27 protein-coding genes are annotated in these 22,886 nt (G+C 71.4%); 10 read left to right on the top strand and 17 right to left on the bottom strand.

The features are described 5' to 3' along the window. Positions 1 to 43 precede the first annotated feature (43 nt). Positions 44 to 883 carry a siderophore-interacting protein gene (locus EDF53_RS01430; protein ID WP_123291912.1) on the bottom strand — a complete coding sequence of 280 codons (840 nt, stop codon included), beginning with the start codon at positions 881 to 883 and terminating at the stop codon, positions 44 to 46. Between the two features lie 28 nt (positions 884 to 911). Between EDF53_RS01430 and EDF53_RS01425 the strand changes: the two genes are divergently transcribed. From EDF53_RS01425 to EDF53_RS01410, 4 genes are read left to right on the top strand one after another with little or no spacing between them, the layout of a single operon-like run. After that, entirely contained in the window at positions 912 to 1,991 is a 1,080-nt protein-coding gene (locus EDF53_RS01425; protein ID WP_235035880.1) for an iron ABC transporter permease, read from the top strand. Further along, positions 1,988 to 3,064: an iron ABC transporter permease gene (locus tag EDF53_RS01420; RefSeq protein ID WP_260215155.1), complete on the top strand. Its 1,077-nt coding sequence runs from the start codon at positions 1,988 to 1,990 to the stop codon at positions 3,062 to 3,064. Before EDF53_RS01425 ends, EDF53_RS01420 begins: the two co-directional genes overlap by 4 nt. Beyond that, complete coding sequence (locus EDF53_RS01415; RefSeq protein ID WP_123291910.1) at positions 3,061 to 3,930, top strand: ABC transporter ATP-binding protein; 870 nt, start codon at positions 3,061 to 3,063, stop codon at positions 3,928 to 3,930. The genes EDF53_RS01420 and EDF53_RS01415 overlap by 4 nt, the downstream gene beginning before the upstream one ends. A gap of 11 nt (positions 3,931 to 3,941) precedes the next feature. Beyond that, positions 3,942 to 4,952, top strand: a complete 1,011-nt coding sequence (locus EDF53_RS01410; RefSeq protein ID WP_148058243.1) for an ABC transporter substrate-binding protein — start codon at positions 3,942 to 3,944, stop codon at positions 4,950 to 4,952. A 98-nt stretch (positions 4,953 to 5,050) separates the two neighbouring features. Here EDF53_RS01410 and EDF53_RS01405 read toward each other — a convergent pair whose 3' ends face one another. Both EDF53_RS01405 and EDF53_RS01400 read right to left on the bottom strand, forming a co-directional pair. Then, positions 5,051 to 7,105, bottom strand: a complete 2,055-nt coding sequence (locus EDF53_RS01405; protein ID WP_260215154.1) for a transglycosylase domain-containing protein — start codon at positions 7,103 to 7,105, stop codon at positions 5,051 to 5,053. Positions 7,106 to 7,253: 148 nt separating this feature from the next. Continuing rightward, positions 7,254 to 7,700, bottom strand: coding sequence for an NUDIX hydrolase (locus EDF53_RS01400; RefSeq protein WP_123291907.1), 447 nt, complete (start codon positions 7,698 to 7,700; stop codon positions 7,254 to 7,256). Positions 7,701 to 7,742: 42 nt separating this feature from the next. Between EDF53_RS01400 and EDF53_RS01395 the strand changes: the two genes are divergently transcribed. Beyond that, complete coding sequence (locus EDF53_RS01395) at positions 7,743 to 7,973, top strand: hypothetical protein (protein WP_123291906.1); 231 nt, start codon at positions 7,743 to 7,745, stop codon at positions 7,971 to 7,973. Here the strand turns inward: EDF53_RS01395 and EDF53_RS01390 are convergent. Beyond that, positions 7,970 to 8,926, bottom strand: coding sequence for a phosphotransferase (locus tag EDF53_RS01390; RefSeq protein WP_123291905.1), 957 nt, complete (start codon positions 8,924 to 8,926; stop codon positions 7,970 to 7,972). The two genes, EDF53_RS01395 and EDF53_RS01390, sit on opposite strands and share 4 nt — an antisense overlap. 62 nt (positions 8,927 to 8,988) lie before the next feature. Here EDF53_RS01390 and EDF53_RS01385 point away from each other — a divergent pair, with 62 nt between their 5' ends. Then, positions 8,989 to 9,228, top strand: coding sequence for a hypothetical protein (locus tag EDF53_RS01385; protein WP_123291904.1), 240 nt, complete (start codon positions 8,989 to 8,991; stop codon positions 9,226 to 9,228). 4 nt (positions 9,229 to 9,232) lie between these two features. Here EDF53_RS01385 and EDF53_RS01380 read toward each other — a convergent pair whose 3' ends face one another. Beyond that, positions 9,233 to 9,481 (bottom strand): hypothetical protein, encoded by a 249-nt coding sequence (locus EDF53_RS01380; protein WP_123291903.1) that lies wholly within the window; start codon positions 9,479 to 9,481, stop codon positions 9,233 to 9,235. Then, the gene (locus EDF53_RS01375) at positions 9,478 to 9,984 is read right to left on the bottom strand and encodes a MarR family winged helix-turn-helix transcriptional regulator (protein WP_123291902.1); all 507 of its coding nucleotides are present in this window, start codon (positions 9,982 to 9,984) and stop codon (positions 9,478 to 9,480) included. The genes EDF53_RS01380 and EDF53_RS01375 overlap by 4 nt, the downstream gene beginning before the upstream one ends. A 92-nt stretch (positions 9,985 to 10,076) precedes the next feature. Between EDF53_RS01375 and EDF53_RS01370 the strand changes: the two genes are divergently transcribed. Then, positions 10,077 to 11,006 carry an NADP-dependent oxidoreductase gene (locus EDF53_RS01370; protein ID WP_185020895.1) on the top strand — a complete coding sequence of 310 codons (930 nt, stop codon included), beginning with the start codon at positions 10,077 to 10,079 and terminating at the stop codon, positions 11,004 to 11,006. A 22-nt stretch (positions 11,007 to 11,028) separates the two neighbouring features. On the opposite strand, the gene EDF53_RS01365 is transcribed toward EDF53_RS01370, so the two are convergent. Next, positions 11,029 to 11,889, bottom strand: coding sequence for a pentapeptide repeat-containing protein (locus tag EDF53_RS01365; RefSeq protein WP_123291901.1), 861 nt, complete (start codon positions 11,887 to 11,889; stop codon positions 11,029 to 11,031). A 224-nt stretch (positions 11,890 to 12,113) separates the two neighbouring features. On the opposite strand from EDF53_RS01365, the gene EDF53_RS18915 reads away from it, so the two are divergent. Then, entirely contained in the window at positions 12,114 to 12,305 is a 192-nt protein-coding gene (locus tag EDF53_RS18915; protein ID WP_146249808.1) for a hypothetical protein, read from the top strand. Positions 12,306 to 12,330: 25 nt separating this feature from the next. Here the strand turns inward: EDF53_RS18915 and EDF53_RS01360 are convergent, their stop codons facing one another. From EDF53_RS01360 to EDF53_RS01345, 4 genes are read right to left on the bottom strand one after another with little or no spacing between them, the layout of a single operon-like run. Beyond that, positions 12,331 to 12,987, bottom strand: coding sequence for a response regulator transcription factor (locus EDF53_RS01360; RefSeq protein WP_123291900.1), 657 nt, complete (start codon positions 12,985 to 12,987; stop codon positions 12,331 to 12,333). Then, positions 12,984 to 14,270: a sensor histidine kinase gene (locus EDF53_RS01355; RefSeq protein ID WP_185020894.1), complete on the bottom strand. Its 1,287-nt coding sequence runs from the start codon at positions 14,268 to 14,270 to the stop codon at positions 12,984 to 12,986. The genes EDF53_RS01360 and EDF53_RS01355 overlap by 4 nt, the downstream gene beginning before the upstream one ends. After that, on the bottom strand, positions 14,267 to 15,133 hold the full coding sequence (locus EDF53_RS01350; protein ID WP_123291898.1) for an ABC transporter permease subunit: 867 nt from the start codon (positions 15,131 to 15,133) through the stop codon (positions 14,267 to 14,269). The genes EDF53_RS01355 and EDF53_RS01350 overlap by 4 nt, the downstream gene beginning before the upstream one ends. After that, entirely contained in the window at positions 15,130 to 16,041 is a 912-nt protein-coding gene (locus EDF53_RS01345) for an ABC transporter ATP-binding protein (protein ID WP_123291897.1), read from the bottom strand. The genes EDF53_RS01350 and EDF53_RS01345 overlap by 4 nt, the downstream gene beginning before the upstream one ends. Before the next feature lie 113 nt (positions 16,042 to 16,154). On the opposite strand from EDF53_RS01345, the gene EDF53_RS01340 reads away from it, so the two are divergent. Next, a complete protein-coding gene (locus tag EDF53_RS01340; RefSeq protein WP_123291896.1) occupies positions 16,155 to 17,150 on the top strand; it encodes an alpha/beta hydrolase in 996 nt (331 codons plus the stop codon). Positions 17,151 to 17,159: 9 nt separating this feature from the next. After that, positions 17,160 to 17,726: a GNAT family N-acetyltransferase gene (locus EDF53_RS01335; RefSeq protein WP_123291895.1), complete on the top strand. Its 567-nt coding sequence runs from the start codon at positions 17,160 to 17,162 to the stop codon at positions 17,724 to 17,726. Between the two features lie 170 nt (positions 17,727 to 17,896). On the opposite strand, the gene EDF53_RS19110 is transcribed toward EDF53_RS01335, so the two are convergent. From EDF53_RS19110 to EDF53_RS01305, 6 genes are all read right to left on the bottom strand, one after another. Continuing rightward, complete coding sequence (locus EDF53_RS19110) at positions 17,897 to 18,457, bottom strand: TetR family transcriptional regulator (protein ID WP_185020893.1); 561 nt, start codon at positions 18,455 to 18,457, stop codon at positions 17,897 to 17,899. Next, positions 18,454 to 19,305, bottom strand: coding sequence for an MBL fold metallo-hydrolase (locus EDF53_RS01325; protein WP_123291894.1), 852 nt, complete (start codon positions 19,303 to 19,305; stop codon positions 18,454 to 18,456). The genes EDF53_RS19110 and EDF53_RS01325 overlap by 4 nt, the downstream gene beginning before the upstream one ends. Then, positions 19,302 to 20,030, bottom strand: coding sequence for an alpha/beta fold hydrolase (locus EDF53_RS01320; protein ID WP_123291893.1), 729 nt, complete (start codon positions 20,028 to 20,030; stop codon positions 19,302 to 19,304). The genes EDF53_RS01325 and EDF53_RS01320 overlap by 4 nt, the downstream gene beginning before the upstream one ends. A 38-nt stretch (positions 20,031 to 20,068) precedes the next feature. After that, entirely contained in the window at positions 20,069 to 20,440 is a 372-nt protein-coding gene (locus EDF53_RS01315; protein ID WP_123291892.1) for a VOC family protein, read from the bottom strand. A 107-nt stretch (positions 20,441 to 20,547) separates the two neighbouring features. After that, positions 20,548 to 21,255 (bottom strand): YafY family protein, encoded by a 708-nt coding sequence (locus tag EDF53_RS01310; protein WP_123291891.1) that lies wholly within the window; start codon positions 21,253 to 21,255, stop codon positions 20,548 to 20,550. 108 nt (positions 21,256 to 21,363) lie between these two features. Further along, positions 21,364 to 22,845: a mannitol dehydrogenase family protein gene (locus tag EDF53_RS01305; protein ID WP_123291890.1), complete on the bottom strand. Its 1,482-nt coding sequence runs from the start codon at positions 22,843 to 22,845 to the stop codon at positions 21,364 to 21,366. Between the last annotated feature and the right edge of the window lie 41 nt (positions 22,846 to 22,886).

Below are 22,886 nucleotides of genomic sequence, written 5' to 3'. Positions count from 1 at the left end.
AGCACCAGGCATCGCACGCGTCATGGGAAGGAACGGGCACCGCTCAGGCGGAGACGGACTCCTTGGCCTCGTGCTTCCAGAAGCCCGAGAACGTGATGCGCGCCTTCGGCAGACCCGCACGGTGCAGGTGCCGGCGGCCCTCGGTGGCGAGGGTCGACTCGCCGACCACGAAGGCGTACCCGCGGTCGTCGACGGGCACGTGCCGCTGCAGTTCGGCGAGCGCGGCGCGGCCCGGGACGGCGTGGTGGTCGACCTCGTCGCGGACGATCCACGTGACCGCGACCCCGGCCGGTGCGTCGATCTCGCGGACGTCGCGGGCGGTGGGGACCTCTTGGATGATGCGTCCGACGGCGTTCCGGGGCAGCGATGCGGCGATGCCGAGCACGCCGGGCAGGCCGGTCTCCTCGGCCGCGATCACGATCTCGCTGGTGTCGTCCGGGCAGTCGAAGATGCAGCCCTGGTCGAGCATCGCCAGCTGGTCGCCTGGGCGGGCGCCGCAGGCCCAGATCGCGGCACGGCCCTCGGGCTCGCCGTCAGCGTCGGTGTGCACGACGAAGTCGATGTCCATCTCGGCGGTGCCGTCGGGCATCGGGCGGAACGCGGCGACGGTGTAGTTCGCGCAGTGCGGACGGACGTCCTCGGGGATGGCCAGGAACGTCGGCCACCACTTCTTGCCGTCGAGGTCCGGCATCCGGAACGCGTCCTGGTCCGGACGCCCGGTGAACAAGCGGAACCAGTGGTCGAAGCCGAGGAACGGGAACTCGTGCAGGTCGTCGCCGGTGACGGTGACACGCTGCATCGACGGCGTCGTGCGCTCGGTGCGCAGGACCCGGGCACGGAAGAGCCGGGGATTCTCGGGCAGGAGCCGCGGAGTCTTCGCCATGAGGCAAGGCTAACCTAAGATGTTCTCCGTGCCAGCCCCCTCCCCCGCCCTGGCTTCCGTCTCGGAGGCCCGCACCGCCGATGCGTCAGCAGCCCTCGGTGTCCACCGCACCGCCGTCCGTCGCCGCGTCCTGGTGATCGCCGGACTGGTCGTCGTGCTGGTCCTGGTGGCGGTCGCGAGCATGCTCCTCGGCAGCAACCGGATCGGCGTCGACCGGGTGCTCGACGGCCTGTTCCGGACCGGGTCGACCACCGATGAGGCGATCGTCTGGGGCTCCCGGGTCCCGCGCACGCTCATCGGTGCCGCGGTCGGTGCGGCCCTGGGGATCGCGGGGCTCCTGATGCAGGGACACACGCGCAACCCGCTCGCCGACCCCGGACTGTTCGGGGTCTCGTCGGGTGCCGGGCTCGCCGTCGTCCTCGGCGTCTACGTGTTCGGGGTCACGAGCACCGGCGCGACGGTGTGGTTCGCCCTCGGCGGTGCGCTGGTCGCGAGCGTCGTGGTGTTCTCGGTGACGATCGCGGGCAGCGGGACGGCGAGCCCGGTCCCCCTCGCCCTCGCGGGCGCTGCCGTTTCAGCCCTGTTGGGCGCGTTGACCTCGTTCGTCGTCCTGACCGACCAGGACTCGCTCGACGCCTACCGGCTGTGGGTCGTCGGTTCCCTCGCCGCACGCCAACTCGACATCCTCGGGGCAGTGTGGCCGTTCCTGGTCGCCGGGCTGGTGCTCGCGATCCTGAACGTCCGGGCACTCGATGCACTCGGGCTCGGCTCGGACCTGGCCAAGGGCCTGGGCGAGAACGTGCTCGTCGCGCGGCTCGTCGGGCTCGGGGCCATCACGTTGCTCGCAGCCGGTGCGACCGCCGCCGCCGGGCCGATCGGCTTCGTCGGCCTGACCGTGCCGCACGTCGCCCGAGCCCTCGTCGGCACCGGGCACCGGTGGACCCTGCCGGTCTCCGGGCTCGTCGGAGCGGCGCTCGTGCTGCTCGCCGACGTCGTCGGACGCCTGATCGGCGGGTTCTCGGAGGTCGAGGTCGGCATCGTCCTGGCCGTCATCGGCGGCCCCGTGTTCGTCGCCGTCGCCCGTCGCCGATCGCTGGTGTCCCTGTGACGGGCGCTGCGGTCCGCGCGCCCGGCCGTTCCGGTGTCCGCATCGGTCCGATCGGCCTCGCCTGGCGCCCGCGGGTGTTCTGGTACACGGTGGCCTCGCTCGGTCTGGTCCTGGTGCTCGTCGTCCTCGGTGTGGCGATCGGCTCGACCTGGATCGCCCCGGGCATCGTGCTCCGCTCCTTGGTCGGGCTCGAGACCGGCCCGGACGGCTTCATCATCACCACACTCCGGCTGCCCCGTGTCCTCACCGGAGCGCTCGTCGGGCTGACCCTCGGCATCGCCGGCGCACTGACCCAGACCTTCACGCGGAACCCCCTGGGCACCCCGGACATCATCGGCGTGACCTCGGGCGCGAGTGTCGGCGCCGTGGCGGCCATCGTGCTCGGCGGGGGCACCTACTCGGTGTCCTCGATCGTGCTCAGCGGCGGGATCCCGGTGGCCGCGACGATCGGTGCGCTCGTCGCCGCCGCCGTCGTCTACGGGCTCGGCTGGCGCGGCGGGGTGCAGAGCTACCGGCTCATCCTCGTCGGCATCGGCGTGAGCGCGACCCTCGACGCCGTGACGAGCTACCTGCTCGTCCGCGCCAAGATCACCATCGCGACCGCGGCGTCGCAATGGCTCGTCGGCAGCCTGTCGAGCACCTCGTGGTCGAGCGTCTGGCCACTCCTCATCGTCGCCGCGGTCGCGGTGCCGATCGCCCTGGCGACGAGTGCGGCGCTCGGCATCGGACAGCTCGGTGACGAGGTCGCGACCGGGGTGGGGCTCGCCGTCCAGCGGCACCGCCTGCTCGTGATCGCCCTGGCCGTCGTGCTCACCGCCGCCGCCGTCGCCGCTGCGGGACCGGTCGGTTTCGTCGCGTTCGTGGTACCGCAGGTCGGACTCCGGCTGGCCGGCACGAACCGTCCGCCCCTGCTGCTCGCCGGTCTGCTCGGCGCAGCGCTCGTCCTCGCCGCGGACCTGCTGTCCCGATCGGCGTTCCCGTGGCAGGTGCCCGTCGGCATCATCACGACCGTGATCGGTGCCCCCTACCTGATCTGGCTCCTCATCCGTCACCGCAAGGAGATGTCCCGATGACTCCCCCGTCGACACCCCCGTCCACACCGGTCCTCGAAGCCCGCGGCCTGTCCGTCGGCTACGACCGGCACCCCGTGCTGACCGATCTCGACCTGCGCATCGAGCGCGGCACCGTGACGACGTTCCTCGGCGCGAACGGCTGCGGCAAGTCGACCCTGCTCAAGGCCTTCGGGCGCGTGCTGAAGCCGCAGTCCGGCGAGGTCCTGCTCGACGGTGCCCCGATCCGCAAGGAACCGAACCGCCAGGTCGCGCGGAAGCTCGCGATCCTGCCGCAGTCCCCCGTCGCTCCTGCGGGCACGAGCGTGCTCGACCTCGTGATGCGCGGCCGCAACCCGCACCAGTCGTGGGCGAAGCCCTGGACCGCGGACGACGCCGACGTGGCGGAGCAGGCCATCGCGGCGACCGGGCTGACCGACGTCGCCCACCGCGACGTCGCGAGCCTGTCGGGTGGCCAGCGACAGCGTGCATGGATCGCCCTGGTGGTGGCGCAGCAGGCCGACACGTTGCTGCTCGACGAACCGACGACCTACCTGGACCTCGCGCACCAGCTCGAGGTCCTGCGCCTGGTGCGCCGGCTCAACCGCGAGCAGGACTCCACCATCGTGATGGTCCTGCACGACCTGTCGCTCGCGGCCCGGTTCTCCGACCGGCTCGTCGTCCTGCACGACGGCGGCGTCGCTGCCGACGGCGCACCGCACGAGGTACTGACCCCCGCGTTGCTCGAGCACGCCTTCGGGCTGCACGCGCGCGTGTTCCCGGACCCCGTGACCGGTGCCCCGATGATCGTGCCCGAGGCCGACGAGCACGACCCGGCGCCGCATGCCGAACCGGACGTCGAACTGGCGGGTGCCACGCACTTAGGTTAGCCTCTCCTAACGTGAAGCTCTCCCGACGCGGCTCCCTCCGAGCCACTCTCCTGACCTCCGTGGCCGTCTCGGCCCTCCTCCTCGCCGGCTGCTCGAGCACCGACTCGAACGACTCCGACGGTGACACCGCGGCATCGAAGGCCTGGTCCTACGAGGACGCCACCGGCACGACCGTCAAGGTCGACCACACGCCGAAGCGCGTCGTCGTGCTGAACGACATCGCGATCTCGTTCATCGAGTACGGCCTGAAGCCGGTCGGCACCTTCGGCCAGCTGACCATGGCGAAGGACGCCCGCTTCGACGACCTGGACACCGACGGCATCACGCAGCTCGGCACCGGGTACGGCGACGTCGACCTCGAGAAGCTCGCCGCGCTGAAGCCCGACCTCGTCGTGACCTCGGTCTACCCGACCGACGAGAAGGGCACGCTCGACGACACGCAGCCCGGCTACGGCTTCAAGGACAACGAGCAGGAGAAGCAGATCGAGGCCATCGCGCCGGTCGTCCAGGTCAAGTGGGGCGGCAAGGGCGAGGACGTCATCGAGAAGATCGCCGACCTGAGCGAGTCGCTCGGTGCGAAGGAGTCGACGATCGAGGCCGCCGAGAAGCGCTTCGACACCGCCGGTGACGAGCTCGAGAAGGTCGCGAAGGAGCAGGACCTGTCGGTCGTCTCCATGTACGCCGACGGTGACGGCGCCTACGTCACCCGCCCGACCGACGAGCCGCTGCTGCAGATGTACTCGTCGTTCGGCGTCGACTTCGTGAACCCGAAGCCGAAGGGCTTCTACTGGGGCATCTACTCGTGGGAGAACGCGGGCCAGATCAAGGCCGACGTGCTGCTGCTGTCGCAGCAGGGCTACCAGGTCGCGGACCTCGAGAAGCAGCCGACCTTCGCCGACAACGCGGCGCTCGAGGCCGGCCAGGCGCACAGCTTCACCTTCCCGGCGCTCGACTACGCCTCGCAGGCCGGCTACATGACGGAGCTGGCGGGCTGGCTCGAGGACAGCAAGAAGCTGTCCTAGGACGCAACCAACGATCGGACGGGAGGCCCGTTGCCAGCTGGCGACGGGCCTCCCGTCTGTCCTATGGTGCGTCTCGTGCACGTGACCCGCTGCTGTCGTCAGCCCGCCGGCAAGGCGGCGTTCACAGCGGTCTGCGCATCGCGCCAGACCGCTGCGCGGGACCCCGCGTAGGTGCCGCCCTGACCGTTCGAGTAGTACCGCAGGTTGTGCTTCCCGCCGTCGGTGTTGCCCTGCCAGTACGCGGTCACAGCACGCGAGCTCCCGCCGACCAACCACACCTGGTCGGCGGCGTCGGCCGTCCCGGTCTTGCCGAACAGCGTGGTGCCGTCCGGGGTCTGGCCGCCGCTCGCCGTGCCGCCTCGGAACGCGCCCTGCATGACCTCGAACGCCGTCGCCGCAGTCTGCGGCGAGACGGCCTGCGAGCAGGTGCGCGGCTGCCCGCCGAGCTCCGTGCCGTCCGGTGCGGTCACCTGGTCGATGACGACCGGCGCGCAGTACCGACCACCGTTCGCGACGCCCGCGTACGCCGCCGCCATCGTCAGCGGCGCGATGCTCTCGGTACCGAGCAGCGACGCGGGGTTCCACGGCAGCTCGCCGCCGGCGGCCAGGTGCACACCGAGGCGCTTCGCGACGTCCCGGATGTCGCACAGGTCGAGCTGCGCCGCCATCGACTGGTAGGCGGCGTTCACGGACTGGGCCGTGGCCGAGCGGACCGAGTACGGCCCCTTCTGGCCGGGCGAGTCGTTCTTCGGCTGCCAGAAGGCCGTCGTCTGCTCGCCGCACGCCGTCCACGTGCTCTGCGGGTGCGGGGTGCCGTTCACGACCGTGTCCGGGCTGCGGCCGGCTTCGAGCCACGCCAGCAGGGTGAACATCTTGTAGGTCGAGCCGGTCTGGAAGCCCGTCGAATCTCCGTCGGCCTGGTCGACGGCGTAGTTCAGCGACGTCGCCGTCGGTGGCGCCTGCTCCGACCGGTCGTAGTCGGTGTTCTGCGCCATCGTGAGCACCCGGCCGGTGCCCGCCTCGACGGTGTTCAGCGTCGCGCCCAGCGCCAACCGGGTCTCGGTCTTCGGGTCGTACCGGTCGAGCAGTTCCTTCTGCTTCGCGTTCAGGTCGAGATCGAGCGTCGTCTGGATGCGGTACCCACCCGTCCGCCAAGCATCGGCGCGCTGCTGCTTCGTCGCGCCGAGCTGCGGCAGACGTTCGGCGACGCGCTTGGCGTAGTCGCAGAAGAACTCCGCCCCGGTCTCGACGGCCTCGCACCCCTGCTGCGGTGCGGTGATCCGGACGGAGTCGGCCAGCCGCGACAGCCGTGCCGTGCGGTACTCGTCGGTCGTCAGGTGCCCCTGCTCGTGCATCGAGCGGAGGATCACGTTCCGCCGCGCAGCGTTGTCGCGGTAGTGGTCCGGCGTGGACAGGTCGCGGCGCTCCGGCCACTGCACGATCGCGATGAGCGATGCCGCTTCGGCCGGGGTCAGGTCGGTGGCGGACTTGCCGTAGTAGTGCTGCGCGGCCGACTGCACACCGTAGGTCTGGTCGCCGAAGTACGCGATGTTCAGGTACGCCGTCAGGATCTGCTCCTTGGTGTACTTCTTCGCCAGGCCGATCGCGAGCTTCATCTCGGCGAGCTTCCGCTGCGGCGACCGCTTCGTCGCCTCCTTGTACCCGGCCTCCTGCTCCTCGAGCGTCGGCAGCTCGCTCGCCCGCTGGATCTTGATGTTGCGGACGAGCTGCATCGTGAGCGTCGAGCCACCCGAACCGCCCTCGCCCTGCGACGCGGCGACGCTCACCAGGGAGCGGACCATCGACGTCGCGTCCACACCACCGGTCTCGTAGAACCGCTTGTCCTCACCGTCGACCGCGGCGTGCTTCAGCTGGTCGCTGATCTGGTCGAACGACAGCTCCTGCCGGTCCTGCGCCCACACGTTCGCCAGGTGCACCGGTTCGCCACCGCGGTAGGCCCAGACCTGGTTGCGCTGCGGCAGATCCCCGATCTCGATGTGCTCCGGCAGCGATTCGAACACCCCGATCGCCGACGTCGTGCTCACCCCGGCGACCGCGATCATCGGCGTCACGCCGACCCCGATCATCAACCCGGCGAGCACACTGCCGCCCACGAAGCCGAGCGCGGCTCCCCCTGCACGTCTCATCGTCATCGCTCTGGATCCCCCGTGGTGCATCACCGCACCGATCTGGCGCGGTAGTTCGGGAGCGTCCCAGCCGTTCTCGGGCGGTCGCCGGGACTTCGCCGCGGAACACCGCCGTGTCCGCTGGGAATGCGCCCGTCGTGACGGGATCGTGACGTCAGCGGGTCGAGTGGTCACCTTGCGTCGCCGGGACGGTGCCTGCGAGCAGTTCGAGCACGCCGTCCGGGAACACCGGGACGTCCGTGTCGACGGGCGCCCAGCGCACCGGGCTGCCCTCGTCCAGCACCACGAGTTCAGCGTCGAGCGGCACCGCGTCCAGCTCTGCCGACCGGACGGCGAACACGTGGACGTACTCGTGTCCGGGCTGCCCCTCGTACTCGAACAGGTTCTCGAGGACACCGAGCAGCCGGACGTCGTCGAGGGCGACGTCGAGCTCCTCGCGGAACTCCCGGCGGAGCGCCTGGACCGCGGTCTCGCCGAACTCGATGCCGCCGCCGACTGCACGGTGGAAGCGGAGGTCCCGCACGCTGTCGAACGACTCGGACAGCAGCACGTGGCCGTCCTTGACCGGCAGCCCGACCGAGATGTTCCGGATGCTCCCCATCACGCCACTCTGCCACCGGTGCGGGTTCGGTAGGTTCGAGCCATGCACCACATCCGCTCGATCGTCACCCTCGCGATCGTCTTCCTCGGTCTGGGCTTCCTGCTCACCGCCGGTGGTTCCGTCTGGACGATCCTCACCCCGGACGGCACTGGCGTGAACTTCGCCGCGGGGTTCATGTACATGGGTGGCATGGTCGTCGGTATCGCCGGGATCGCACTCGGGGTCGCCGCGCTCGTGGCCGTCGCCCGGGCGGCGAAGCGCTTCGGCCGCTAACCGGCGAGCGCCTCGGCAGCAGCACCCCACCCGGTGGGGTCATCCCCCGGCGGGACGAACAGCATCGTGTTCCAGAGCACCAGGACGTCCCACCACGCGAGCTCGTCGGCAGTGAGCGCGCTCACCGAGCGGTAGCCGTCGAGCAGCTGCCGGTGGACGGCCGCGGGGACCGGGCCCCAGTCGTGGAAGAGCGTCCCGAGCAGGACGGCCGAGCGTGCCAGCTCGACGATGCGGTGGTCGAGGCGCAGGTCCTCGAAGTCGATGACGGCGACGACGTCCGAGTCGGCGAACAAGACGTTCGCCGCCCGGTAGTCGCCGTGCACGATCTGGACCGGCAGGTCGTCGGACGGCGCGGCCGCAAGCAGCCGTCGCAGTGCCACCCGGGCGCGGTCCAGCACGTGCGTCGGCCCACCGTCGAGCCAGTCCTCGACCTGCTGCACGAGCGGGGTCGGCGGCGGGCGTACACCGGCCGCGCGCGCCCGATCGGGGCTGTCGCGCAGGGCGTCGTGGAAGCGGGCGAGCGTCGCACCGGCGGCGCGGACCTCTGCCGGTTCACGGACGTCCAGCAGTGTTCCGTCGATGACGCGCTGGAGCCCCATCGAGACCCCGTCGTCCTCGACCTGCACCCGTCCGTCGGGCGTCGGCACCGGGGCGGAAACGGGCAGGCCGCGCTCCGCGAGCCACGTCGTGAGGTCCGTCGCGAACGCCAAGCGCTCGAACCCCTCCGGTGCGATGGACCACTTCAGGAGCATCCGGCCGTCAGCGGTCGACACCCAGGCGAGCGCGTTGTGGTCACTCATCACGATGCGCTCGCACACGACGATGTGCACGTTCCACCACCGGTCGAGCGTCCGGATGACCCAGTCCTCGGCAGCGGCGACGTCCGTGAACCCGAAGCGGCTCCGCAGCACCTGGGCGGGATCGGCACGTTCCCAGAGCATCTCGAGGGTCATCGCTCCACCCTCGCAGGTCGCGCTACCATCCGGTACCGGTCCACCCACGGAAGCGAGCCGCCATGACCTCCCAGAGCACGAGGGTCCTGCACGTGATGTGCACGGTGTTCCTGTTGGGCGCCTTCCTGTCGGTCGGGATCGGTGGGTGGTCGCTCGCGAACGACACCGGGGGCGGTGCGAACATCGGCGGCGGCATCCTGATGCTGTTCGGTTACCTGCTCGGCCTGATCGGGATCGCGCTCGGGGTCGCCACACTTGTCGTCGACACCGTGTCGCGGCGACGGTCACGCACGCGCAGCTGACGCCTCAGCGGCGGCGAGCGCGGAGCCGCTGCACGCCCACCCATCCGGCGACCGCGAAGCACCCGAGCGCGAGGACGTACGAGACGAGCAGGTCGGCCCACGTGCGCGGGTTGATCGATCCGTCGGGCAACCGCTCCTGGAGTTGGAACGACGTCGGGAACAGCCAGTACGACGTCGCGTAGACGGTGAGCGCCAGTCCGACGACGACCGAGCCGACGATGATCCACCGAGCAGCGCGCGCTCCGACGGTCACGCGGACGCCCCCTTCACGGATCGTCGCGACGCCGACCGCGGTGGGTTCGCTCGCAGGTGTTCGCTGATGCGTCCGAGGATCCGGCCGAGGTCGGTCGCGTCGTCGTCCGTGATCGGTGCGAACAGGAGTCCGTGCACGGTGCCGATGTGGCCGGGGAACACCTCGGCAAGGACCTCGCGCCCCGCGTCGGTGATCGCGACGACGGTGCTGCGCTCGTCGTCCGGCGACGGGGACCTCGTGACGAGCCCGCGCTGTTCGAGCAGTTGCGCCTGGTAGGTCAGCCCGCTGCGGCTGTACACGACACCGTCGGCAAGGTCCGTCATGCGCAGGTGCCCCTCCGGAGCGTCCCCCAACCGCGCCAGGAGCTGGAACTGCACGGTGCTCAACCCGCCGACGTCGCGGAGCTGCTTCTCGACCGCGGGGCGCAGGAGTGCACTCACCTCGGTCAGCGCGAAGTAGGCGCTGAGCTGTGTCGGGGTCAGTGCAGTTGGGGTGTCGCTCATGGAGCCATCCTACCTGTTGCTTCGAGTTCGAAGCAGTGCTAGCGTCTCCGACAGGCGCTTCGAATTCGAAGCAACTACGAGAGGGCATCACCATGAAGGCAGTGCAGTTCCACGAAGTCGGCGGACCCGAGGTCCTCCAGTTCGGCGAGGTCGAGCAGCCGACCCCGGCAGCGGGTCAGGTGCGACTCCGCGTCGCGGCCTCCGCGTACAACGCTGCGGACAACGGCATGCGGGCTGGCTTCCTGCCGATCCCGATCCAGCTGCCGCACGTCCCCGGCTACGACGTCTCCGGCACGGTCGACGCGATCGGCGAGGGGGTGACCGGGTTGACCGTGGACGACGCGGTCATCGCGTTCCTGCCGATGGACCGCGACGGCGGGGCAGCCGAGTACGTCGTCGCGCCGGCGGACGCCGTGGTCGCAGCGCCGACGAGCGTCCCGCTCGCCGACGCAGCCGCGCTGCCGTCCGTCGCGCTGACGGCATGGCAGGCCCTGTTCGACGACGGCCGGCTCACCGCCGGGCAGCGTCTGCTTGTCTTGGGTGCCGGCGGGGTCGTCGGCAAGTACGCCGTCCAGCTCGCCAAGCGCGCCGGAGCACACGTCATCGCGACCGCCAGCCCCCGCAGTGCCGATGCCGTGCGCGCGGCCGGTGCCGACCAGGTCATCGACCACACCGACGTCGACCTGCTCGACGCCCTCGACGGTCAGGTCGACGTGCTGCTCAACCTGGCGCCGATCGAGCCCGAGCAGTTCGCGGCGGACGTCGCAGCGGTCCGTGACGGCGGGGTCGTCGTGAGCACGACGGCGTTCATGGCCACGCCGGGTGACGAGTCGCGAGGCGTTCGTGCAGCGACTGTGTTCGTCCTGCCGAACCGCGAACGCCTGACGGAGCTCGTCGCGCTCGTGGACGCCGGGGCCCTGACGGTCGAGGTCACGCGGCGCATCCCGCTCGCCGATCTGCCCGCACTGCACGCCGAGGGCGCAGCCGGGAGGATCGTCGGCAAGGTCATCGTCCTGCCCTGACCCGGATCACCGGATCACCGGATCACCGGAGCGACCAGTGTGACGGGCGGTCCAGGTCGTCGGGCAGCACCGTGGATGCGTCACCCTGGGCGGCGTTCACCTGCGGCTGGGTGAGGAACAGCGCGTTCGACAGGTCCGCTCCCCCGAGCCGGGCATCGCGCAGGTCCGCCCCGAGCAGGTCCACGCCAGACAGGTCGCCTCCCCGCAGGTCCGCGGCGATCAGGACCGCACCGCGCAGATCGGCGCCGACCCGGACGCGAGATCGCAGGTCGCGGCCGGCCAGGTCAGCCGACGGGTGCAGGTCACCGACCGCCTCACCGGCGGCGGGGTACCCACCTCGAGCCTCGGCGCTGACGTCGATCAGGACGGAACGAACGTCGAACCGGAGCGACTCGACGTCCACCGCGATGACGTCGGCCAGCTCGCCGTCGAGGACCTGCTGAATGCGGCGCCCGAGCACGGTCGGTGCTTCCGCAGACCCCAGAACGGTCGATCGGGACACCGCCTCGGCCAGGTACCAGAGCATCTCGTGGAGCTGCCGGGCGACGGCGAAGGCCCGGAACATCTCGGGCTTCGAGTCGGGTTCGTCGACCCAGCTCGTGCCGTCGAACAGGACCTGCGAGACGTACTGGCCGGCCCCGAAGCAGTCGAAGGTGGTGCATCCGGTGAACCCCCGTGGACGGAGGGCCTGGTGGATCGTGCAGGAGAAGTCGTCGGCCAGGTTGCGGCACGGAGTCCCTGAGGCCTTGTCGATCGGGAAGTCGCTGGACCGCTGGAACCCGAAGGCGGTGCAGCAGAGGGCGAAGCAGTCACCGCACGAAGCGCGGAGCCCCGAGCGGTCGGCGGGAGAAGAAGGAGAGGATGAAGAAGAAGACGATGACATGGACGAACGGTCTCTCTGGAGTGGTCTCGACAGGGCGCCGGGGTGCTGGGGAACTCCGTCGGGAGTCCCCGTTCCGGGCGCACGAGATCACCACCCCTCGTCCGAGGAGCGAACCGGTGTCGCTGGATGGGCTCTGCGTCACAGAGCGGGAGAACGTGTCACTGCGGCCAGGCTAGCGGCGCGCGACTGCGCCCGTCCGCAGTCCCGACGCGTACGGTGCACGTGTGACCAGAACCCACCCGGCAAGACCGCACCGCCTCGTGCTGATCGCCGCCGCCGTCGTGCTGGTGATCGGCATCGTGCTCCTGTTCACACCGTGGGACGGCTTGATCCCCGTGCTCGCCTGGGTGCTGATCGTCGCGTCCATCGCCCTCGGCGCGATCACCCTCTTCTTCTCGCGCGCACCCCGCAGCTGAGCGCCGCCACGCGATCGGCGCCCCGTCAGGACCGCGGCACGAGACCGTGCTCGTAGGCGAAGATCACCGCATGCACCCGGTCGCGCAGGCCCAGTTTGCCGAGCACCCGCCCGACGTGGGTCTTGACCGTGGACTCGCTCGTCACCAGGTGTGCGGCGATCTCGGGGTTCGACAACCCGCGGGCCATCGCGAGCAGCACCTCGCGCTCCCGCGGGGTCAGGGGCTCCAGCGGGTCCGGACCCGCCGGCCGGTCGTCCGGCAGCACGGAGCCGAAGAGCTCGAGCATCCGCTGCGTCACCCGCGGTGAGACCGCGGCCTCGCCCGCTGCCACGGACCGGACAGCGTCGAGGAGCTGCGCGGCGCTGACGTCCTTGAGCAGGAACCCGCTCGCCCCGGCACGCAGGCCACCGAACGCGTACTCGTCCAGGTCGAAGGTCGTCAGCACGAGCACCCGGGTCTCGGGGACCTGCTCGACGATCGCGGCCGTCGCCGTGACGCCGTCGACGTGGGGCATCCGGACGTCCATGAGCACGACATCCGGACGCAGAGCACGCACGAGCCGAACTCCCGCACCGCCGTAGCCGGCTTCGCCGACGACCTCGATGTCGGACTGTGCCTCGAGCAGCAGTCGGAACCCCGTCCGGATGAGCTGCTGGTCGTCGACGATCGCCACGCGGATCACCGGTCCTCCGTCCTGACCGGGATCGTCGCCCGGATCTGCCAACCGTCGGTGCCGTCGCGGGAGCCCGCGCGCACCTGCCCACCCAGCGCGCGGATGCGCTCGTCGATCCCGATGAGCCCTCGACCCGACCCCGCTGGGGCGTGGGCCGATCCGCCCGGCCGAGTCGGGCCTCCTGTCCGTCCGTCGTCGGTGACGACCACGGTGACCTCGGTGGCGGACGCTGCCACGCGGACGTCGACGGATCGGACGCGCTGCGCGTGCCGGGCGGTGTTGGTGAGGCCCTCCTGCACGACCCGGTACACGGCGAGCTGCAGGGCATCGTCGTCGGGGACGACGCCGATGCGTTCGAGGGCGACGGGGGTGCCCAGCGCGCGGAACCGGTCGACGAGCTGCGGGACGTCGTGGATGCCCGGTTGCGGCGCGAGCGCGGGTTCGCCGTCGCCTCCGAGCACCCCGAGCATGCGGCGCATGTCGCCCATCGCGCCACGGCCGACGTCGGCGACACCGCGCATGGCAGCGGCAGCGGACCCCGCCGAACCGGTGGGTGCACCGGCTGCCGACCCGGCCGCCGCGCCCTCGGCCAGCCGCACCATCACCGTGAGCGAGTGCGACACGATGTCGTGCATCTCCCGCGCGATCCGGGCCCGCTCCGCGGCAGTGGCGAGCTGCGCCTGCTGGTCACGCTCCCGGGCCAGCTGGTGCGCGCGGTCGATGAGCGCCTGCGTGTAGCGACGGCGGTTCGACACGTTGACCCCGATCAGGACCGCTGCCAGCAGGAACGTCGTGGGCTGCGGGTACAGGACGTCCGCGAGTCCTCCGGACCCCGGCGCGACCACGAAGACGCGCAGCGCCGTCGCCCCCGCCGCCAGCACGACGGCGACCGCGCCCGTCCACCACCCGGCGGCACGCGACCACCACACGGTCGCGGCGTACACGGTGAAGAGCACCGGCGAGTACCCCGCTTCCGTCCACGTCATCGCGACGACGGACGCGAGCCCGAGCACCGCCGTCACCGCGGGGTGTGTGCGCCGGAGCGGGATGCCGGAGACGGCGATGACCACGAGGACGACGACCGTGACCCGCGCGGCGGGGCTCCCGTCGACCTGCCACGCACTCCGGAACGCGACGACGACCTCGATCGCACCCCAGAAGACCATGAGCAGCGCGTCGGTCATGACCGGGTGGCGTGCCCAGAACCGCCGGAGCCGGCCGGGTGCGTCGGGCAGGGCGATGCCCCCGGCACCGTCCTGGACGGCACCGGGGGCGAGGTCGGCAGGGGTCACGCGTCCCGCTTCTCGACCAGGGCGAGCGCCGTCACCGAGGCGACGACCACCCAGGCCAGCAGTACCGCGAATCCGCTCCATCCCCCCAAGGCTAGGACGCCGTCGTGCCACCCCGACGTCACCTCGGTGCCGAACTGCATGAGCGGCTGCCCGGCGTTCTGCGGCAGCAGGTTGGTCAGCGTGCCGAGCCAGTCCGCTCCGGTGAACGACTGCACCAGCTGCACGACGACCGGGGCGACCAGCATCAGGCCGAGGACCCCGGCGATCGCGCCGGCTGTGGAACGCAGGACCACACCGACCGCGAAGGCGAGCAGCGCGATGAGCGTCAGGTAGACCGAGGCGCCGAGCAGCGGCATCGCGACGCTCGCGTCCAGCGACGCCTCGACGTTCCGCCCCGCCGCGATCGGCAGGGTGGTGAACGCGGTGGCCCAGACGCTCACGGCACTCGTGACGAAGACGGCCACGGCGAGGACGATCGCCTTCGCCGCCAGTGCGACCGACCGCCGTGGGACCGCCGCGAACGACGAGCGGATCATGCCGGTGCCGTACTCGCCGGTGACGACGAGGGCGCCGATCACCGCGACGATCAGCGACGAGAGCATCGTGCCGCTCGTGCTGTAGAGGACGAGGGCGTTCCGAGCCGCGTCACCCGAGAGCCCCTGACCGCCGTTGTCCGCGAAGGACGCCAGGAGCACACCGATGCCGATCGGCAGGACGAGCACCAGCAGGAAGCTCCACGCCGTCGACCGCAGCGAGCGGAGCTTGATCCACTCCGAGCGCAGGACGCCGGAGAAGTGGACGCCGGACGTGTGGCTGCCGGCTCCGTCGTGCCGGGGCAGGGTGTCGCTCGTGACCGCGCTCATCGGGCCACCTCCGATCGGTACTCGACCTGGTCGTGCGTGAGTTCGAGGTAGGCCTGCTCCAGGCTCGCCTCGGTGGTGGCCAGCTGGTGCAGGACGATGCCCGCGGCACCGGCTGCCTCGCCGATCTGCTCGGCGCCGAGGCCACGGACCTGCAGCGACCCGTCGCTCTCGTAGCCGATGGTGACGTCCGGTCCGGCGATCGCGTCGAGGAGCCGCTCGGGCTCCGGCGTCCGCACGGTGACTGACCGCTCCGTGGCGGCGGCGACCAGGTCCGCGATGTCCGTGTCCGCGAGCATCCGGCCGCGACCCATCACGACGATGCGGTCGGCGGTCAGGGCCATCTCGCTCATCAGGTGGCTCGAGATGAACACCGCACGTCCCTCGGCGGCCAGGCTGCGGGCGAGCCGACGCACCCACACGACGCCCTCGGGGTCGAGGCCGTTGACCGGCTCGTCGAGGATCAGCGTCTGCGGATCACCGAGCAGTGCCGCCGCGATCCCGAGCCGCTGCCCCATGCCGAGCGAGAACCCGCCGACGCGCTTCTTCGCGACGTTCTCGAGACCGGTCATCCCGATGACCTCGTGCACCCGGGCCGTCGGGATCCGGTGCGTCGCGGCGAGCGCCGACAGGTGGTCGAAGGCGCTGCGTCCCTTGTGGACCGCCTTGGCCTCGAGCAGTGCGCCGACGCGACGCAGCGGGTCGCGCAGCTCGCGGTAGGGGCGTCCGTCGACGTGGGCGGTGCCCGAGGTCGGCCGGTCGAGTCCGACGACGGCGCGCATCGTGGTGGACTTGCCCGCGCCGTTCGGACCGAGGAAGCCGGTGACGACGCCGGGGCGCACCGTGAAGGACACGTCGTCGACGGCGACCTTCTCGCCGTAGCGCTTGGAGAGGTTCTGGATCTCGATCATGCGGCAACGGTACGGAGACCACCGGGTCCACCACATCGCCGTCGCAGACGATCTCCGCGGAGCGACCGTGGTACCCCGGTACCACCCGCAGCGGTGCCGGATACGGTGGGGTCATGGTCGTCCAGCGGTGGCACGAGGACGTCCTCGGAGCGCCCTACGAGCGACTCGAACTGCCGCTCGGCTCCGACCCCGAGGGGCCGGTCGTCGCCACCCTCGTCCGTCGTCGGCACACCCCGACGGACCTGCTGCTGCACGGGCGCGGGCCGCTGCACGGCGCTGACGTGCTGTACGTGCACGGGTGGTCGGACTACTTCTTCCAGACCGAGCTGGCGGAGCGGATCGAACGGCTCGGGGCCCGCTTCCACGCGCTGGACCTGCGGAAGTACGGCCGGAGCCTCCGCCCCCACCAGACCCCGGGCAACGTCGACGCCCTGGCGGTGTACGACGAGGACATCGCCGCAGCGCTCGACGCGGTGTCCGCCGAGCACCCCGGCCCCGGCGAGCGGCGGCTCGTGCTGATGGGGCACTCCACCGGCGGTCTGACGCTGTCGCTGTGGGCTGCGCGCCACCCCGAACTCGTCGACGGCGTCGTCCTGAACAGTCCGTGGCTCGAGTTCCAGGCGACCGCCGTGGGCCGGGCGATCGTCGCACCCGTCATCAAGCTCGGCGCCAAGCGGAACCCCCTCGCCCCGATGCCCGCCGTCGACCCCGGCTTCTACACGCGCACCGTGTCGGCCGCCGGCGAGGGCTCGTGGACGTACGACCAGCAGTGGCGGCCGGAACGCGGGTTCCCCCTGCACCCCGGTTGGCTCGCGGCGGTCTTCGCGGGGCAGGAGACGGTCGAGCACGGGCTCGACATCCAGGTCCCCGTCCTCGTCATGCTCAGCGACAAGAGCATGTTGCAACCCCGGTGGGACCCCGGCATGGCACACGCCGACGTCGCGCTGAACGTCGACACGGTGGCCCACCGAGCCCTGTCGCTCGGGAACGAGGTGACGGTCCGCCGGCTGCCGGGAGCCGTGCACGACGTGGTGCTGTCCGCGCCCGACGTGCGGGAGCAGGCGTACGACGCGATCGGACGCTGGGCCACCACGCTGCACCCCCGCTAGCGTGACGGGATGACCGAGCGCTCCGTCCGGCTGACCCGGCTCGACCCGACCGGGATCGACCACGACGCACTCGTCGACTTCCTGTCGACCGAGGACTTCCCGTTCCACGTGCGGCGGACGTGGAACCGTGCAGAGGCCGTCCAGGCCGTGGACTCCGGCTCCTACCGCGACGACGAGCACGACTCGTACTGGGTCGACCACACGGAGCACGGCCGCATCGGGTTCGTCCGGCTCGCGGACCTGGACGACCCGGTCCCGCTGTTCGACCTGCGCATCGCCGGCGCGTTCCGCGGTCGCGGCCTCGGCGTCCCGACACTGCGTGCGGTCACCGACCACGTCTTCGGCACTCTGCCGTCGGTGGCCCGCTTCGAGGGCCAGACCCGCGAGGACAACACGGCCATGCGCCGGGTCTTCGTGCGTGCCGGGTGGGTCAAGGAGGCGCACTACCGCGAGGGGTGGCCGATCGAGGGCGGCCGCGCGGTGGCGTCGGTCGGCTACGGGATCCTGCGCCACGACTGGGAGACGGGCGAGACGACGCCGGTGCCGTGGGACGACGACGTGCTTCCTGACGACTGACGGTTCTGGTTCGTGATCCACGGGGAACGTGAACCAGAACCGTCACCACACGAGGAACGTGCTTGCCCGGCGCGTCTCGCGTCACGGTCCAGAGCGGACGGGAGGCTCGGGTCACGCCCGCCACGGGCCTCCCGTCCGCCCGGTGGATGCGTCCAGGGCGTGACGCGCGATCAGCCGCCAGTCGCCGCCCTGCGCAGCGCGGCGCAGGTCCGCCGGAACGCCGCGCTGAGCGACTCCCCTGCGGCGCGCTCCGCCCACTCGTCGAACGCGGCGCGCAGCGCGAGCAGCGCCAACGGCACCGCGAACCGGTCGGCGCCCTGCCACGCCGACTGCAGCTCCAGCGTCTGCGCGGCGTCCCGCTCGAGCACGGCGGACAGCAGCACCGGATCGGCGACGAGCAGCGCGCGCACCCGGACCAGGCGGTCGAGGTCGTCGTGGCGATCGCGTTCGAACGTCGCGAGCACCTCGGCGATCACCTCGGTCAACGCATCGAACGGCACCGGGGCGGTCACGGCGGCGGTGACGGCGTCGTGGACGTCGCGTGAGACGAACAAGAACGCGTCGACCTTCGAAGCGCAGTACCGGAAGAACGTGCGCTCGGTGATGCCGGCCGCGGTCGCGATCTCGGCCCCGGTGACGACGTCGAACCCGCGCGCGCCGACCAGCGCGACCGCGGCGTCCTCGACGGCACACTCCGTCGCCCGGCGGTTCTGCGCCCGGACCCCGGTCACGGCGCGGACCGCATGGAGACGGTCTCGCGCTGCCAGAGCTCCGGCAGCCGGAGGTCGACACCGTCGGCGTCCGCCAGGCGTGCGAACGCGCGCATCGTCACGTCGAGGCGGTCGAGCTTCTTCGGCAGGGGCGTGAGCGGACGGGTCAACGGACGCCAGAACGCGTCCCAGTGCACCGGCCGGACGACGCTCGGACGCAGGGCACCGACGGTCTCCTGCCAGTACTGCTCGATCCAGGCCGTCGGCTTCGCACCGGCGGCGCCCGCACCCAGGTAGACGGTGTCGGCGTGGAGCCCCGCGAACGCTCCGGGGATGAAGTTCGCCGTCGGGTGCACCAGTACGGAGCCGTCCGGGTGCTCGAACAGGAACGAGGAGCACCCGCCGGTACGGAAGTCGCGCATCCGGGCCGGCAGGGTGACCGGCTCGGTGATCTCGCCCGGGACCGCGTCGCCGTCACTGTGCAGCGCGTGCAGCGGCGTGACCGTGAAGGCCCCCACCGCGAACGACTCGCGGTCGTGGAGCTCCCGGAAGGGCACGCGGTCGAGCCCGTACCCGGTGGCGATCATCCGGGTGGACGTCGAGCCGCCGAGTTCGGCCCCGGTCCGGTCCGCGACCACGGGCGCGTCGAGGGCGTGGTCGGCGTGCGAGTGCGAGACGAGCACGGCATCGAGGTGGTCGACGTCGAACCGTGCGAGTGCGTCCTCGATCCGGGTGACGTCCGGTCGGAGCCGGCCGAGCATCAGCCGTGGGAACGAGGGACGACTGAAGAAGCCGTCCACGAGCAGCGAGGTCGTGCCGTCGGAGACGAGGACGTTGGACACCCCGCCGAACACCGTGGTGACGCTCATGCGTGCGCCCCGCCGAGCACGTCGTCGAGGAGCCGCATCGTACGCGCGGCGTCCTCCATCGCGAGGTCGTGGTGCACGCCGCGCACCCGTTCGACGTCCCACCCGAGGTGCTCGTAGACCGGTACCTCGGCCGCGGGCACGACGTGTCGACCGTCGTCGGTGAGCACGAGCGTCGACGGCACGCACGGGGCCGCCGGAGCGACCGGTGTCGTCGCGACCGCTCGCAGGACGTCGCGCAGCATCGTGCGGTCCCAGTGCCGATGGCTCTCCTCGGCCCGGGCGACGTTCGCCGGACCCCACCGCGGATCGGTGCGGTCGTACGCCTTCACGAGCAGCGGCTGCAGCCCGGGCAGCGCCCAGAACGCCCGACCGAGCACGCCCCGCCCCGGTGCCCGCAGGTGGAAGCCGGGGTCGAGGTACACCGCCCGCGCAGGGCGCAACCGGTCGACGGCGTCGAACAGCACCCGCCCGCCGAGCGAGTGTCCGACAACGGCGTCGAGCCCCTGCGGCAGCGTCTCGGCGAGGTCGTCGGCGAACGCGGCGAGTGTGTACGACGCCGCGCGGTCGCTCTCGCCGTGACCCCGCAGGTCCGGCACGAGGAACGTGTACCGGTCCGGGTCGGCGTGGGACACGAGGTCGCGCCACACCAGCGCCGAACCGAGGATGCCGTGCACGAGTCCGACCCGGACCGGGCCGTGACCGTGGGTCTCGACGTGGAGCTGCATGTGCACTCGATTCTGTCAGTGACTGACAGAATACACGGTCAAGCGGGACGGCTGAAGAGGTTCACGAGGTTGCCGTCCGGGTCACGGAACAGCGCCGACCGGTTTCCCCAGGGCATCGTCGTCGGCGGCAGCACCACGTCGTCGAGGTCGCCACGCAATCCCGCGAACGCGGCGTCGACGTCGTCCACCACGAACTCGAGGAACACCCCGCCGTTCGTGCGGGGCTCCACTGCGGCCGGTCCGAGCATCGCCACGGTCGCCGGGGTCGCGAGGGCGAGCACGGCGCCGCCGGTCACGATGTCGGCGAAGACGGGTGCGGGCCGCCGCGCCTCGGTCCCGGTGACGCGTTCGTAGAACCGCACCATCCCGTCGAGGTCGTCGGTGATGATCCGGATGGATGCGAACTGCATGGGAAGCCCTCCTGGCCGGCCACCGTGACCGGACTCGTCGAGCATGCGCGACCACCGCGACACCGTCCTGTCGGTGTTTCGGCGAGTGAGCAGGCGGATCTGGCGGTTCAGTCCCCGAGCAGGTCTCCGAGCACGGGGCGCAGGACGCCGTGCGGGATGTCGAGTTCGTCGAGGTGGACCACCCGGGGCGGAGCCTGTTCGTCGGTCTCCTCGACCGCCAGCACCCGGTCTCCGCGGAAGGCCCGGACGCCGTCGCGCAACCGGCACCACGCGACGAGGTACCAGTCCTCGCCCTTCCCGATGTACCCGAGCGGTTCGACCACGCGGTCGGTCTCCGCGCCCGCTGCGTCGCGGTACCGCATCCGGACGACGCGCCCGCCCGTCAGCGCACCGGCGAGCGCCGTGGGAGCCGGCGTGCGCTCCCCCGACTCGAGCAGGTGCACGCGGCTCGCGAGTCGCGCTGCCCGTCGGGCGTCGTCCTCGGCGAGCACCGCGGTGACCTTGCGGGCAGCGCTGCGCGCCGCGTCGCGGAACGGGCTGGAGCCGAGCGTGCCGAGGCCGATCGCCACCGCGAGCGCTTCGTCAGCGGTCAGTCCAAGCGGCGGGAGCGTCGCACGGACGTCGATCGTGTACCCGCCGGTCCGCCCCGGCTCGGCCCAGATCGGCACCCCGGCTTGCTGCAGGGACAGCAGGTCCCGCTCGACCGTGCGCACACTGACTCCGAACCGCTCGGCGAGTCGTCGCGCGCTCCGCAGCGCGGGCGCCGCGGCGCGGAGCTCCTCGACGAGCGAGTACAGGCGGTCGGTCCGGTTCACGACGCGACCATAGCCCGTGACGCTACCGGGCACCGGACGGGAGGCGCGGCACCAGCTGGCACCGGGCCTCCCGTCCGCCGTTCGGTCACGCGCAGGGCGCGACTCGCGTCAGGAACGCGACAAGCGTTCGACCGTGGCGTGGGCGCCGTCGGCGATGAGCCCGTCGAGGGCGTCGCGGTACGCCGCGACGAACCGTTCGTCGTCGATCAGGTCGCCGAAGACCTGCCGGTTCGCGATGAAGGCGAGCCGGTCGTCGCGCTGGGTGAGGGCGATGCGGTGCAGCGGTTCGGCCAGCCGGTCGACGATCTGGATCGACTCGCCGGACTCGTCCGTGCCCTCGTCGTAGCGCGCCCACGACGCGACGATGGCGGCGGACAGCGTGACGGGCCGGCCGGCGGCGAGGTTGTCGCGGACCACCGGCAGCAGCCACTTCGGGATCCGGTCGCTCGACTCGGCACAGAGGCGGGCCAGGGTGTCGCGGACCTCGGGGTTCTGGAAGCGCTCGATGAGGGTGGACTTGTAGTCCTCGAGGTCGATGCCGGGCACGGGGTGCAGGGTCGGCGAGCCCTCGTCGTCCATGTAGCGGCGCAGGAACGTGGCGATCGCCGGGTCCTGCGTGGCCTCGTGCGCGTAGCGGTACCCGGAGAGGTACCCGAAGTAGCACAGGCCCTGGTGCGAGGCGTTGAGCAACCGGAGCTTCATCAGCTCGTACGGCTCGACGTCCTCGACGATCTGCACGTCGGCGTCCTGGTACGGCGGACGTCCGGCGGGGTGGTCGTCCTCGAGCACCCACTGGAAGAACGGTTCGGCGACGACGGGCCAGGCATCCTCGATGCCGAGCTCGTCGCGGACCCAGGCGCGGTCCTCGTCGGCGGTGACCGGGGTGATGCGGTCGACCATCGAGTTCGGGAACGACACGTGCTCGTCCATCCAGTCGGAGAACGCCGGGTCCTGCAGGCGTGCGTAGGCCGTGAACATGTCGCGGGCGACGTGGCCGTTGCCCTGGATGTTGTCGCAGGACATCACGGTGAACGGTTCCAGCCCGCGCTCCCGGCGCCGCTGCAGCGCTGCCACGACCAGGCCGAACACCGTGCGGGGCGGTCCGTCGCCGCGCAGGTCGGCCGCGACGCCGGGCTCGTCCGCGACGAACTCGCCGGTGACGTGATCGAAGTTGTAGCCGCCCTCGGTGATGGTCAGGCTGACGATCCTGGTGTCCGGGTGCGCCATCTTCTCGACGACGGCGTCCGGATCGTCCACGGCGAGCAGGTAGTCGACGATGCTGCCGACGACGCGGGACTCGCGCGTGCCGTCAGGGTGCTTGAGGACGAGCGTGTAGAGGCCGCCCTGCTCCGCCATCGCCGTGGCCATCCGGCGGTCCTGCTCGAGGACACCGACGCCGCAGATGCCGTACTCGCGCGCCTCGCCCTGCTGGAGCAGCCGGTCGATCACCATCGCCTGGTGCGCGCGGTGGAAGCCGCCGACGCCGAAGTGCACGATGCCGGCGGTGATCCCGCTGCGGTCGTAGGTCGGGACGGCGACACCGCTCGCGGCGATCTCGTCGAGGGTCTCCGGGGACAGGCGGACGGGCATCGGGTACTCCTTCGTACAACGGTCGTTCTGGCGGTCGCGCC

Origin of the sequence: Curtobacterium sp. PhB78 (assembly GCF_003751685.1) — a bacterium.
Classification (GTDB): Bacteria; Actinomycetota; Actinomycetes; order Actinomycetales; family Microbacteriaceae; genus Curtobacterium.
Note: the sequence above shows the minus strand (reverse complement) of the source record. Positions and strands in the feature narration are given on the sequence as shown.

Bases quoted from the DNA above. Each gene is read 5' to 3' on its own strand.
- EDF53_RS01390 (WP_123291905.1), bottom strand. From the start codon at position 8,926: ATGACCCTCGAGATGCTCTGGGAACGTGCCGATCCCGCCCAGGTGCTG.
- EDF53_RS01415 (WP_123291910.1), top strand. From the start codon at position 3,061: ATGACTCCCCCGTCGACACCCCCGTCCACACCGGTCCTCGAAGCCCGC.
- EDF53_RS01350 (WP_123291898.1), bottom strand. From the start codon at position 15,133: ATGAGCGCGGTCACGAGCGACACCCTGCCCCGGCACGACGGAGCCGGC.
- EDF53_RS01400 (WP_123291907.1), bottom strand. From the start codon at position 7,700: ATGGGGAGCATCCGGAACATCTCGGTCGGGCTGCCGGTCAAGGACGGC.
- EDF53_RS01365 (WP_123291901.1), bottom strand. From the start codon at position 11,889: ATGTCATCGTCTTCTTCTTCATCCTCTCCTTCTTCTCCCGCCGACCGC.
- EDF53_RS01385 (WP_123291904.1), top strand. From the start codon at position 8,989: ATGACCTCCCAGAGCACGAGGGTCCTGCACGTGATGTGCACGGTGTTC.
- EDF53_RS01335 (WP_123291895.1), top strand. From the start codon at position 17,160: ATGACCGAGCGCTCCGTCCGGCTGACCCGGCTCGACCCGACCGGGATC.
- EDF53_RS01405 (WP_260215154.1), bottom strand. From the start codon at position 7,105: ATGACGATGAGACGTGCAGGGGGAGCCGCGCTCGGCTTCGTGGGCGGC.
- EDF53_RS01345 (WP_123291897.1), bottom strand. From the start codon at position 16,041: ATGATCGAGATCCAGAACCTCTCCAAGCGCTACGGCGAGAAGGTCGCC.
- EDF53_RS01375 (WP_123291902.1), bottom strand. From the start codon at position 9,984: ATGAGCGACACCCCAACTGCACTGACCCCGACACAGCTCAGCGCCTAC.
- EDF53_RS01340 (WP_123291896.1), top strand. From the start codon at position 16,155: ATGGTCGTCCAGCGGTGGCACGAGGACGTCCTCGGAGCGCCCTACGAG.
- EDF53_RS01395 (WP_123291906.1), top strand. From the start codon at position 7,743: ATGCACCACATCCGCTCGATCGTCACCCTCGCGATCGTCTTCCTCGGT.
- EDF53_RS01325 (WP_123291894.1), bottom strand. From the start codon at position 19,305: ATGAGCGTCACCACGGTGTTCGGCGGGGTGTCCAACGTCCTCGTCTCC.
- EDF53_RS01430 (WP_123291912.1), bottom strand. From the start codon at position 883: ATGGCGAAGACTCCGCGGCTCCTGCCCGAGAATCCCCGGCTCTTCCGT.
- EDF53_RS01305 (WP_123291890.1), bottom strand. From the start codon at position 22,845: ATGCCCGTCCGCCTGTCCCCGGAGACCCTCGACGAGATCGCCGCGAGC.
- EDF53_RS01320 (WP_123291893.1), bottom strand. From the start codon at position 20,030: ATGCAGCTCCACGTCGAGACCCACGGTCACGGCCCGGTCCGGGTCGGA.
- EDF53_RS01315 (WP_123291892.1), bottom strand. From the start codon at position 20,440: ATGCAGTTCGCATCCATCCGGATCATCACCGACGACCTCGACGGGATG.
- EDF53_RS01370 (WP_185020895.1), top strand. From the start codon at position 10,077: ATGAAGGCAGTGCAGTTCCACGAAGTCGGCGGACCCGAGGTCCTCCAG.